Annotated in this window: 11 protein-coding genes; all 11 read right to left on the bottom strand. The window is 35.1% G+C overall.

Annotated elements, in window-relative coordinates; genetic code table 11:
- Window positions 1–24 precede the first annotated feature (24 nt).
- Window positions 25–900: a sugar phosphate isomerase/epimerase family protein gene (locus ABEB23_RS10320; protein WP_348812516.1), complete on the bottom strand. Its 876-nt coding sequence runs from the start codon at window positions 898–900 to the stop codon at window positions 25–27.
- A 23-nt stretch (window positions 901–923) separates the two neighbouring features.
- Window positions 924–1,817, bottom strand: a complete 894-nt coding sequence (locus ABEB23_RS10315; RefSeq protein WP_348812515.1) for a hydroxypyruvate isomerase family protein — start codon at window positions 1,815–1,817, stop codon at window positions 924–926.
- Between the two features lie 11 nt (window positions 1,818–1,828).
- Complete coding sequence (locus tag ABEB23_RS10310) at window positions 1,829–3,070, bottom strand: nucleoside permease (protein WP_348812514.1); 1,242 nt, start codon at window positions 3,068–3,070, stop codon at window positions 1,829–1,831.
- A 67-nt stretch (window positions 3,071–3,137) separates the two neighbouring features.
- Window positions 3,138–3,869 (bottom strand): 3-keto-disaccharide hydrolase, encoded by a 732-nt coding sequence (locus ABEB23_RS10305; RefSeq protein ID WP_348812513.1) that lies wholly within the window; start codon window positions 3,867–3,869, stop codon window positions 3,138–3,140.
- Window positions 3,870–3,916: 47 nt separating this feature from the next.
- A complete protein-coding gene (locus tag ABEB23_RS10300) occupies window positions 3,917–5,371 on the bottom strand; it encodes a Gfo/Idh/MocA family protein (protein WP_348812512.1) in 1,455 nt (484 codons plus the stop codon).
- Window positions 5,372–5,477: 106 nt separating this feature from the next.
- Complete coding sequence (locus ABEB23_RS10295) at window positions 5,478–5,843, bottom strand: c-type cytochrome (protein ID WP_348812511.1); 366 nt, start codon at window positions 5,841–5,843, stop codon at window positions 5,478–5,480.
- Window positions 5,844–5,856: 13 nt separating this feature from the next.
- Entirely contained in the window at window positions 5,857–6,909 is a 1,053-nt protein-coding gene (locus tag ABEB23_RS10290) for a sugar phosphate isomerase/epimerase family protein (RefSeq protein ID WP_348812510.1), read from the bottom strand.
- 36 nt (window positions 6,910–6,945) lie between these two features.
- Complete coding sequence (locus ABEB23_RS10285) at window positions 6,946–8,109, bottom strand: Gfo/Idh/MocA family protein (protein ID WP_348812509.1); 1,164 nt, start codon at window positions 8,107–8,109, stop codon at window positions 6,946–6,948.
- A 10-nt stretch (window positions 8,110–8,119) separates the two neighbouring features.
- On the bottom strand, window positions 8,120–9,823 hold the full coding sequence (locus ABEB23_RS10280; protein WP_348812508.1) for a GMC oxidoreductase: 1,704 nt from the start codon (window positions 9,821–9,823) through the stop codon (window positions 8,120–8,122).
- A gap of 53 nt (window positions 9,824–9,876) precedes the next feature.
- Window positions 9,877–10,440 (bottom strand): gluconate 2-dehydrogenase subunit 3 family protein, encoded by a 564-nt coding sequence (locus ABEB23_RS10275; protein ID WP_348812507.1) that lies wholly within the window; start codon window positions 10,438–10,440, stop codon window positions 9,877–9,879.
- A 508-nt stretch (window positions 10,441–10,948) separates the two neighbouring features.
- Complete coding sequence (locus ABEB23_RS10270) at window positions 10,949–12,139, bottom strand: hypothetical protein (RefSeq protein ID WP_348812506.1); 1,191 nt, start codon at window positions 12,137–12,139, stop codon at window positions 10,949–10,951.
- Between the last annotated feature and the right edge of the window lies 1 nt (window position 12,140).

Below are 12,140 nucleotides of genomic sequence, written 5' to 3'. Positions count from 1 at the left end.
TTTATGGTTATTCCTTTAGAAAAATTAGATTAAGTTTTTCTTAATGTAATTATAACTTGTCACTGCAGATTCTATTGGATTCGGTTTGTAGTTTGATTCGTGTTCCAAAAAGAAACGTTTCATTCCGGCAAGTTCTGCTTGAGCAAAAATCGATTTGAAATCAATTGTTCCAGTGCCAATTTCTGCATTCCACTCCGGATTAATTTTATCCATATCTTTCACATGCCACATTTTGAAACGTCCCGGATGTTGTTTGAATAAATCCAATGGATTGTGACCCGCTCTCACAGCCCAATATAAATCTAATTCGAAATCAACTAATTTTTTATCTGTTTCGTTCAATAGAATCTCATACCCATTTGTTGATCCGAATTTAGTGAATTCGAAATCATGATTGTGATAGGCTAATTTTAAACCAGCCGATTGACAAAGTTCACCAACCTTGTTTATTTGTAATGCCAATTTTTTGTAATCATCACCACTAGTTCCACGTAATTCTGAAACGATGTACGGTACGGTTACATATTCACTTCCTAAATGATTGGCAGTTTCGATATATGATTTTACAAGATCTGTTGAACCATCTTTAATCATTGAATTAAAATCGAAATGATTACTGGTAGCCTTTAAACCATTATCATCCAGCATCGATTTAAAATCATGTACTGAAGTACCAAAGAAGCCCTTTTCTGCTGAATATCCAAAAGTTTCCACTTCTGTAAACCCAATTTTTCCAACCTGAGCCAATACGCCTTTTACATCTTTTGGTAAAGTATCATGTAGTGTCCATAATTGAATTCCTATGGCTCTTTTCTTTGAATCAAATGCAAATGTCGGTGCAATGGCTAATGCCCCTAATGCCAAACCTGCATTAATTAAAAAATCTCTTCTTTTTATCATGAGTCTATTTTTTTTTAAATTAGTTATATATCACAAATTGCAATTGCCTGTTTCAAAGAAGCTAATTTCTCTGGATTTTTTGGAATAAATTCTTGTCCCACAAATCCCTTATATCCAGTTTTTGCAATTGCTTTCATAATGGCTGGATAATTTAATTCCTGTGTATCATCAATTTCATTTCTTCCCGGAACGCCTGCGGTATGAAAATGAGCAATATATTGATGGTTGTCTCTTATAGTTCTAATCACATCACCTTCATCAATTTGCATATGATAAATATCGTAAAGAAGTTTGAAATTTTCCGAATTTAGACGTTTAGCTAATTCAACACCCCATTGTGTTTTGTCACATTGGTAATCCTTATGATCTATTTTACTGTTTAGCAATTCCATAACCAAAACTACATTATGCTTCTCTGCTAATGGGAGTAGTTTTTTTAGACCGGTAATACAATTATTCCAACCTTCTTCATCGGTTTTTCCTCTTCTGCTTCCGCTAAAGCAAATTAGATTTTTATACCCGGCTTTTGCAACCAGCGGAATCATTTCTGTATAATTTTTTATCAGTGTTTCATGAAATTGAACATCGTTGAAACCATCAACTAAATTGATCTCTGCGCCATTACACATGGTAGATACCATATCGTATTTCTTCAATATTGGCCAATCTTTAGGACCAACTAAATCAATTCCTGTGACTCCTAATTTTTTTGTTTCAATACAAAGTGTTTCTATATCAAAATCATTAAAACACCATCTGGCAACAGAATGATTTATATTTCCTTTCAACATACCCAATTGTGTTTCTGTTTCGTTTTTTGGCATAGCCAAAGCTGAAAATCCAGACGGAATACTTATCGCAGCAGTTCCTGCAAGAATTCCTTTTATAGCTGATCTTCTGTTTACGTTGGTACTCATTTTTTTAAATATTATGCAGCAGAAGAAATAGCTTCTTCTGTTTTGTTTTTATCATTAAATAAAAGTGCGAAAATCAAAAACACTGCAAGAGCTATTCCTGCTGGAATAATCCAAACCATTTCCCAGTTTATAGCACCATCTACCGTTTTATAATTATCAGTTATCCAGCCTGCAACAGCAAAACCAATCAACATACCTATACCATAAGTAGCTAATGTGATTAAACCTTGAGCGGCACTTTTGTATTTTTCTCCTGCTTTTGAATTCGTATAAATTTGGCCAGATACAAAAAAGAAATCATAACAAATGCCATGTAAAGCGATTCCGATAATAAGCATAAAACTCAAATCACCACCATTACCATAAGCAAAAAGAACATAACGAACGGCCCAAGCTAGCATACCAACTAAAATGGTTTTCTTAAATCCAAAACGAGTAAAAAATACAGGAATCAATAATAAGAATAAAGCTTCTGAAATTTGACCAATCGCCATTTTTCCTGTTGGATTTTCAACTCCGGCTTCCGTTAAAAACGGATGTGCATTTTGGTAATAAAAGGCTAGGGGAATACAAATCAGAATAGATGAGATAAAAAAGATAGCGAAATTTTTATCTTTCAAAAGCTTCAACGCATCAAGACCAATAATATCTCCAATTTTAATTTTTTCATCACTTACTTTTGGTGGCGTTTTAGGCAATGTAAAACTAAATATTCCCAAAACTAAAGCAGCTATTCCCGCTAAAAGGAAAGTATTTTTAAGCATCCCTTCAGAAACTGCTGCAGCAGCGTCCCAATGGAAAACAAAACTAATAGACAAGCCGGCTAAAATCCAACCAATAGTTCCCCAAACCCTGATGTTTGCAAATTCTTTCTCCGGATCTTTCATTTGATTAAAAGAAACCGAATTTACTAATGCCAATGTAGGCATGTATAAAATCATATAACTTAAAACATAGGTATAAAACATTCCTACCTCTTCTGACTGATACATTTGATACATCAAAAATGCTCCGATAAGATGAAGAATCCCTAAGATTTTTTCAGCATTAAAATAACGGTCAGCAATTAATCCTATGATGAAAGGAGCTATAATAGCACCCCAGGATTGTGTTGAAAATACTGCGGCTGTTTCAGATCCGGAAGCATTAAGATTATTCCCCAGAAAAGTACCAAGGGTGACAAACCAGGCTCCCCAGATAAAAAATTCCAGAAACATCATAATAGATAATTTAATTCGGGTAGTAATATTCATTCGATTTGGTTTATTATTAGAGATTGATAAATTTGTTTTTTGGTTGTTGTTAATTAGTTATCTACTACTACATTCCGTTTTCACATCCCGTAGTTACATTGACTGCATTCCATTCTTTAATCATGATATTTCGGTACCACACATTATCGCCATGATCCTGCAAGGCAATTCTACCTGTTTTGAAGGAAGCAAAACCTTCCCAAGTAGCAAATTTACTTCCTGCGACCAAAGCTTTAAAATTGTCATCCCAAAGCGTTGTTTCTACTACCTTAACTCCATTAAGCAGCATAGTTAGTTTTCCATATTTACATACGATGTCAACAGAATTCCATTCTCCAACCGGTTTAACAGGCTCAGAAGTACTTTTGATTAAATCATATAAATCTCCAGCTCTGTGTTTGGTTATTTTTCCGTCAGGATGCCCTTCATTATCCAACACTTGCATTTCTAATCCGGTATTGTAAGTGTTTTGGTATTTTTTAGCATCTTCTTTAACATAAAAAAGAATACCACTGTTGGACTTTGCAGCCACTTTCCATTCTAATTTTAAGTGGAAATTAGTATATTCCAGGTCTGTAACAAGATCTCCTCCTTGTCCGTCTTTTGCAGCTGTAGGGTCAAAATGCAAAACGCCGTCTTCAACTTTCCAACCTGATCCAACAGCTGTTTTTCCGTAATTATGCCATCCGGTTGTTGTCTTTCCGTCAAATATCGATTTGAATCCTTTTGGTAATGTCTGTGCGTTTGTCATTTGAATAAATGCCATCAGAAACAATGAAGTACAAATATTTTTAATCATTTTTATTTTTAATTTAATTTTTTTTTAATTTACAAATTGGATATGATTTATAAAGTTAAAGCTTTCCAACCTTCACGATAATCTCTTTTTACAAATTGATTTACCTCATCAAAGTTTGTAATTCTCATAGCCTCATTATCCCATAATAATTTGGCAGAACGTCCTGGATACACTTCTTCTCCCAGCTCTTCTCTCATCACATCATATCCTCTGATAGCCAAATTAGCCATTAACAATGCTTCTGTTAAAGGACCGGCAATTTCAAAAGGAGAACTCAATTCCTTTTTACCGTAACCTGCGATAGCACCTTCAATCCATTGTCTATAATGACCTTCTGAACCGTCTTGAACTCTGGTGTATTTTTGAGCTACGTTAAGATTTTCATTTTTGCTAAGTGGAAGTAATCGTGGATTCAAACCGTAAGTATCACACATCATTTTTCCTTTTGTTCCAATAAATAATGTCCCGTTACCGCCATCTCCAAAAATTTCATTTGGTCCTAACTCTGTAGGTCTTTCTGGCTGAATACCACCGTCCATCCAATGCACTGTAACATCTCCTTTTGTTTTTTCCGTTTTTGGAAAAGTTAAAGTTACGTGACTTGAAGGCGGGCAACTTTCCGGAAAATATCCTCTTTTAAACTCATCAACATAAACAGAACCTACACTGCATTGCACATCTTTGGCATATTTTAAATTCAATACACTAAAAGGAGCCTCAAGTAAGTGACATCCCATGTCTCCCAAAGCACCTGTACCATAATCCCACCATCCGCGCCAATTAAATGGAACTAATTTGTCAACATATTCTTTTTTTGGAGCAGTTCCTAACCATAAATCCCAATCTAATTCTTTTGGAATTTCAGCTATATTGGTTGACCAAGGAATTCCTTGTGGCCAAACCGGACGATCGGTCCAGGCATGTATTGTATGAACATCTCCAATTAAATCGGCTTCATACCATTCTTTCATTATTCTTGTGCCATCATTAGAAGCTCCTTGATTCCCCATCTGAGTTACCACTTTGTATTTTTTGGCTGCTTGAGTCAAAATACGTGCCTCATAAATATCATGAGTCAATGGTTTCTGAACATACACATGTTTTCCTAATTGCATGGCTGCCAAAGCTTGAATAGCATGGTTGTGATCTGGAGTTGACACTGAAACAGCATCGAAGTGCTTATGTTCTTTGTCTAACATTTCACGCCAATCTTTATAAAATTTGGCTTTAGGAAATGCTGCTACACTGGCAGCCGCTCTCCTGGTATCCACATCACATAAAAAAGCAATATTTGCTTTTCCACTTTTATCAAACATGGCAATATCCGACTTTCCTTTTCCACCAACACCGATACCAGCTATTATTAAACGATCGCTTGGTGCAACAAATCCCCTTCCTAAAACATGACGAGGAACAATCATGAATGCTGCAGCTGCCAAAGCACCTGTTTTTATGAAATCACGACGATTATTGGTAATTTTCTTTTCTTCTTCTTTTTTCATTTATTTTAAATGGGGGTTAAGTTTGTCAATATAAAAACAAGACAATAAATGAGATTTCGTTTTAGATTATTAAAAAGTCAAATAGAAATAAGTAACTACTAATTACTTATTTTTTTAAAGACAAGATATATTTAGCAATACTTTTGGCATCATCCTTTTTTAAAGTAGAATGCGCCGCCATAGGAACAGTTCCCCAAACACCTGATCCTCCTTTAATAATTTTATTTGAAAGGTAATTGATGTTTTTGTCATTCAATGGATATTTTTTTGCAATGTCTAAATAGGAGGGACCTATTAATTTTTTGTCCAATTTGTGACAACCCACACAATCCATTTTAGAGATTAATTTTTCTCCATCTGATTGTTGTTCAATAGTATTCGTTTTTTTGCTGTATTTTTCTTCAAAATTGTCTTTAGAAAAAGAAGTTAAAGTAATCATCGCAGCACCTAATAATAAATAAGTAAGTTTCATGTTTTTTATATTTTTATAATCCTAAATTTTTTCTGTTCAATTCCCTGTTAGTATCCACGGCAGCAAAGTCATCAAACGCTTTGTCTGTTACTTTTATAATGTGGTTTTTTATAAATTCAGCACCTTCACGAGCGCCATCTTCCTGATTTTTGATACAACATTCCCATTCCATAACCGCCCAACCTTTATAATCATATTGAGCTAATTTACTAAAGATTGTTTTGAAATCAATTTGCCCGTCCCCTGGTGAACGATACCGTCCTGCACGATTTGCCCAACTTTGATAACCTCCAAATGTTCCTTGTTTTCCCGTAGGATTAAACTCGGCATCCTTAACATGAAAAGCTTTAATTCGTTCATGATAAAAATCGATGTATTGGATATAATCCAACTGCTGTAAAACAAAATGGGACGGATCATATAATAAGCAGGCTCTGGAATGATTATTCACTGCTTTTAAAAACATCTCATACGTTTCTCCATCAAATAAATCTTCTCCCGGGTGAATCTCATAGCAAACATCCACACCATTGTTATCAAATTCATTTAAGATAGGTAACCAACGGTTGGCTAATTCCGCAAATCCTTCTTCAATTAAACCCGGAGGACGCTGTGGCCAAGGGTGGAAATATTGCCAAAGCAAAGAGCCACTAAAAGTGGCGTGTGCATTTAACCCTAAATTTTGAGAAGCCTTTGCAGCATATTTTAATTGCTGGACAGCCCATTCTTGTCTTGCTTTTGGATTTCCTCGAAGATGTGCAGGTGCAAAACCGTCAAAAAAATCATCATAAGCAGGATGAACCGCCACTAACTGTCCTTGTAGATGAGTAGATAATTCTGTAATTTGTAATCCATAAGAAGCCATCTTTCCGGTCAACTCATCGGCATAGGTTTTACTTTCTGCTGCTTTTTGCAAATCGATAAAACGGGAATCTAATGTTGGCATTTGAATTCCGTTGAAACCTAAATCAGCTGCCCATTTACAAATTCCATCCAAGGAATTAAAAGGAGCTTCATTACTAATAAACTGTGCCAGAAAAACTGCAGGTCCTTGTATTGTTGTCATATTATACTTTGTCTAAACTTTTTGAATGCCCATTTATTATAAAACGTAAGGAGTCCATTTTTTATCGGACTGCGCTGAAGCTACAACATTATCAATAAACGCCATACCTCTTAATCCGTCTTCAACAGAAGGAAAGTCTAACATTTCAGGTGTAGGTTCTTTTCCGTCTAATTTACATCCTAATGTCAATGCAAAGTTGCGATAGATATTAGCAAATGCTTCTAAATAACCTTCCGGATGTCCGCCAGGAGTACGGCAATTATGAGTTGCAAATGAAGACAAATGGGCACCATAATTTCCACCGGCTCTTAAAATCTGTGCCGGCTCTTCCAACCATCTTACCATCAAAGTGTTTGGATCATGCTGAAACCATTCAATTCCGCCTTTTTCACCATACACTCTGATTCTTAATGCGTTTTCTTCACCTGCGGCAACCTGAGAGGCCATCAAAACACCTTTAGCACCATTATCAAATTTTAAAAGTACTGCTCCGTCATCATCCATTACACGTCCCTCCACTAAAGTATTCAGTTCAGCACAAACATCTGTAATTTTAGCTCCTGTTATGTATTCGGCTAAATGGGCTGCGTGGGTACCAATATCGCCCATGACAGAACTTTTTCCAGATTTTTTAGGATCTGTTCTCCAAGCCGCTTGTGCGTTTCCTTCTCTTTCAGATAATTTACTTAGCCATCCCTGTGGATATTCAACCCATACTTTACGTATTTTTCCCAGTTTCCCTTCTCTGACCATAGCTTTCGCTTGTTTCACCATTGGGTAACCGGAATAGGTATGGGTCAAACAAAGTATCAGACCTGTTTCTTTTATTTTTTGTTCTAACAATTTTGCTTCCTCTAATGAAAAAGTGATCGGTTTTTCGATAACCACATTAAACCCATAATCCAAAGCCATCATTGCAGGTGCAAAATGGGCAAAGTTTGGTGTCACAATAGTTACAAAATCTATTCTTTCATCGACAGGTAAGGCTGCTTCTGCTTTAATCATTTCTTCATAAGTCAAATATGTCCTTGACTCCGGAAGAAACAAAGCTTTCCCTGATGCTACAGCCGTTTCAGGATTGATGCTTAAGGCACCACAACTTAATTCTATTAAACCGTCCATATTAGCGGCTAAGCGGTGGATTGCACCGATAAAAGCATCTTGGCCACCACCGACCATACCCATTCTTAATTTTCTCATAATAAGGAACCTAGATATTTTTCTTCTTTAATTCTTTTACTGCGTAATCACAAGCACGAGCGGTCAATGCCATGAACGTTAAGGATGGATTTTGGCATGCAATTGAAGGCATACAAGAACCATCTGTAACAAACACATTGTTTACCTCATGCATTTGATTCCATTTGTTTAAAACAGATGTTTTAGGATCGTTACCCATTCTGGCCGTTCCCATTTCATGAATCGCCATACCAGGATAGCAATCATTATCATAAGTTCTAACATTTTTCATTCCGGCTGCTTCAAGCATTTCGGCAGCATCATTCATCATGTCTTCGCGCATTTTTGCCTCATTCTCTTTGTACTCGCAATCAATAGCTAAAACTGGTTGTCCCCATTTATCTTTTTTAGAATGATCAATGTAAACTTTATTTTCATAGTAAGGCAACATTTCTCCAAATCCACCTAATCCCATGCTCCAAGAATCTGCAGGACGTGACATGGTTTCTTTGAAATCACCACCAAAAGCTAATTCGGCAACTTCTTTATGCCATGATCCTCGGCTGGCGCCTCCCTGATATCCAAATCCTCTTAAATAATCTCTTTTATCATTGCCTACGTTTTGATATCTTGGAATATAAATTCCATTGGCTCTTCTTCCGTAAGTGTATTTATCTTCAAATCCTTCTGCAGTTGCTTCTGCACCGCAACGGAAATGGTGATCCATCAAATTATGTCCTAATTGTCCACTGGCATTACCCAATCCATTTGGATGTGCTTCTGAAGTAGAATTCAATAAAATAAAAGTGGATCCAAGTGTAGAACCATTTACAAAAACAATCTTAGCGTAAAACTCCATTGTTTCATTGGTTTCTGCATCAATAACCATAACTCCTTTTGCCTTCTTGGTGTCTTTATCATAAATGATATGATTCACAATAGAGTAAGGTCTTACCGTTAATCGTTTCGTTGCCATTGCAGCTGGAAGTGTCGCAGATTGTGTACTGAAATAAGCTCCAAACGGACAACCACGACTACATAAATTTCTATATTGACAACTGCCACGACCATTATGAGGAACTGTTAAGTTAGCAGTACGGCCAATAGTCATGATTCTGGTTTTATTATAATGCTTTTCAATTCTTTCCTTAACCGATTTTTCAACACAGTTCATATCCATAGGAGGAAGGAACTGACCATCTGGTAATAAAGGCCAATTTTCTGCCTGTCCACTGATTCCAGCAAATTTCTCTGCATAATCATACCATTTTTCCAGATCTTTATAACGAATAGGCCAGTCATTACCATGACCATCTTTTAAATTATCTTCAAAATTGTGATCACTGAAACGGTAACTTTGACGTCCCCACATTAATGATTTTCCTCCCACATGAAATCCTCTGTACCAGTCAAAACGTTTGTCTTCGGTATACGGGCATTCCAAATCATTTACCCACCATTTTTCGGTAGCTTCGTTATAAGGATAATCACGCGTCTGTACAGGATGTGTTCTTTTTTGCTCTTGCGTAAGTTTCCCGGCATGTTGAAATTCCCACGGAGCTTTCATTGCCGATTCATAATCTTTAACATGCTCAATGTTCATTCCGCGTTCCAACATCAAAACTTTCAAACCTTTTTCAGTAAGTTCTTTTGCTGCCCAACCACCACTTATTCCTGATCCTACAACAATCGCGTCATAGGTATTTTGTTCTTTTAAATTGGTATTTATATTCACGTGTAGTAAGTTTTGATTTTTAAAATATTTTTAAACGAATAGATCGATAATTATTAATTGGTAGCCCAAGCTTTTTGTCCAGGCTTGTATTCTGCATTACCATCATATCTGCCGGGAACAGGAAGGTATTCACGAGCTTGTGTACAACCAATTTCTGAAGAGAAATATCCAAGAATAGTCAAATCTCTTGCTAATAAGAAGAAAGAAGGAGCTTTCTCTGTAGCGATTGCTTCTGCAGTTAAATCTTTCATTAATTTCTGACGTTCTTCGATTGTCATAGTTAAGAAATCTTTATTGAAATCTTTTAAGCATTTTGCTTGCATGGCTTTCATTCCTGAAGCAAAAATTTCTTGCATTTCAGCAGGATAACAATCTTTTATCATCATAGGAATAAAAGCGCCAAGTCCTGCAGCTTTCGCTCCGGGAGAAGATTGCGTAGTCGGTAAAATAATATCGGCAAATTCAGCCAAAATTTCTTCATCTGTTGCAGAAAACGAAACGAAGTTTCTATCTTTTTCCAGAACAGTAAAACTTTCAAATAAAACGCCCATTGTAGTCGCAGAAATTGCGCCTCCCATTAAAAATGCCACTTTTTTTAGTGCTTCCCGTCTATTCATTTGGTTAATTATTAATAGTATTAATAAATATTAAAAATTATGTAATTATTACATCCTTACAATAATAAATAAAAAAAAGACAGATTCATTTTTTTAATGTTAAATTATTGGTAGAATTAAATAATTTATAAATTATTAAGGAAATCACTTTTAAAAATTCATTAAACACTATTCATAATTAATTAAAAATAAGAGAAAATTATCTTTTCAATAATTAGAATGGTTGATCTGACAAAAAACAGACTGTTTTTAGATTGCATATTGTAAGTTTAAACTTATTAAAAACAAAATAAATATCCGCATTTCGAATATCATTGCGTTAAAATGACATTTTAAGATAGAAAAAGACTTAAAAAAAAGCCTCATTAGAATAAGTCACTAATTTAGAAAGAAAACTGCAACAAATTATAAAAAAGAAGATTTATGTAAAAAATATTTGAAGCCAAAAGCGGGTCAACTATTCAAAATAAAAAACGCACTTCTAAAAATGATAAATGTATAACACCTTTTATCTTTCAAATAATGCCAAAGTACCACCAACCCAATCTTTATCTTGATTGAATTTCACTCCTATCATTTCACCACGACTCAATCGCGCCAAATTACAAAGTAGAGTAGGAGATGAATCACCTTTTTTCCAAACGCAGAGTACACGTACCTCCGCTTTTACTTTCCCATCAGGAGATTGCACGATTGGGATATAATTCACTTTCTTTTGCAGAATGTAAAGCTCTTTATCAACCACTGCTTCAATATCTTCTTTTTTGACATGAAAAATAACTCCGGTTCCTGAGAAAGAAAATAGAGGTTTCAATACATAATTCTCTAAATCCTCAGGAATTTCCTTAAGCTCACTTAAGAGGGTGGTTTCTATAAAATATTTTCCTTTTAGGTAAGGTAAAATAAACTTGCTGATTCGGAAAAACCAATTGGGATGACCAGCCCATTCCACATCAAGATCATCAGAGAAATGGAAATCAAGCTTCAAATCGGTCCTTAAGTCTAATTCGTCAAAAATAACACGGTTGTAAATTCTTTTTATAAGAATTTCTTGGTTTTCTGAGTTTTTATAAAAAAGCTGTTTGCCTTTTTTAATTATATCGGTAACACACACTATCGGAATACCAATATCTCTTCTACAGTAGTAAAAATCAATTTTTGTGTTTTGCTTTTCTGGCTCTATTTCAAGCAGAATAACATTTTCTTTGGGATGATTGTTACAAATTGCTTCTTCAAGAATCGACAGAAATTCTTTAGAATCTATTCCGTTAATAAAAGGGGTCAGTTCCGATAGAAAAGGATAATGCTTCTTAAATTTTTCGTACAAATTAATCTGATAATTATACAAAGAAGGAAATCCCTGGACTTCAATCAATTTCGGAATAACAAGCCCATCTTCTTCACATATTCCAAAATCAATTGCCAAAAATGTAGTGTGTTCGTCCTCATTTGGTACTTTATGATTTAATTCTAAAGACTTATCTGTTAAACACTTAAAGTCTTCTCGTTTAATTAATGCTATAACTTCATTTGAACCTTCAATCAACTGGCTTTTTAACTCATTTGAGATAAAGAAAGGTGTTTCTCCTATTCGGAAAGTGGGCATGTAATCAAAATCGGAAGCAATATCATCTTTAAATTCCTGATATTTTTGTTCTGTAAATTGGGCATTAAACAACTCCCTATATTTTGAAATCATG

Origin of the sequence: Flavobacterium maritimum (assembly GCF_040049085.1) — a bacterium.
Taxonomy (GTDB): domain Bacteria; phylum Bacteroidota; class Bacteroidia; order Flavobacteriales; family Flavobacteriaceae; genus Flavobacterium; species Flavobacterium maritimum.
The sequence above is the reverse complement of the archived record's forward strand: the minus strand, read 5'-3'. Positions and strand labels throughout refer to the sequence as shown.

Coding starts and splice junctions, on each gene's coding strand:
- ABEB23_RS10320 (WP_348812516.1), bottom strand. CDS start 900: ATGATAAAAAGAAGAGATTTTTTAATTAATGCAGGTTTGGCATTAGGG.
- ABEB23_RS10315 (WP_348812515.1), bottom strand. CDS start 1,817: ATGAGTACCAACGTAAACAGAAGATCAGCTATAAAAGGAATTCTTGCA.
- ABEB23_RS10310 (WP_348812514.1), bottom strand. CDS start 3,070: ATGAATATTACTACCCGAATTAAATTATCTATTATGATGTTTCTGGAA.
- ABEB23_RS10305 (WP_348812513.1), bottom strand. CDS start 3,869: ATGATTAAAAATATTTGTACTTCATTGTTTCTGATGGCATTTATTCAA.
- ABEB23_RS10300 (WP_348812512.1), bottom strand. CDS start 5,371: ATGAAAAAAGAAGAAGAAAAGAAAATTACCAATAATCGTCGTGATTTC.
- ABEB23_RS10295 (WP_348812511.1), bottom strand. CDS start 5,843: ATGAAACTTACTTATTTATTATTAGGTGCTGCGATGATTACTTTAACT.
- ABEB23_RS10290 (WP_348812510.1), bottom strand. CDS start 6,909: ATGACAACAATACAAGGACCTGCAGTTTTTCTGGCACAGTTTATTAGT.
- ABEB23_RS10285 (WP_348812509.1), bottom strand. CDS start 8,109: ATGAGAAAATTAAGAATGGGTATGGTCGGTGGTGGCCAAGATGCTTTT.
- ABEB23_RS10275 (WP_348812507.1), bottom strand. CDS start 10,440: ATGAATAGACGGGAAGCACTAAAAAAAGTGGCATTTTTAATGGGAGGC.
- ABEB23_RS10270 (WP_348812506.1), bottom strand. CDS start 12,139: ATGATTTCAAAATATAGGGAGTTGTTTAATGCCCAATTTACAGAACAA.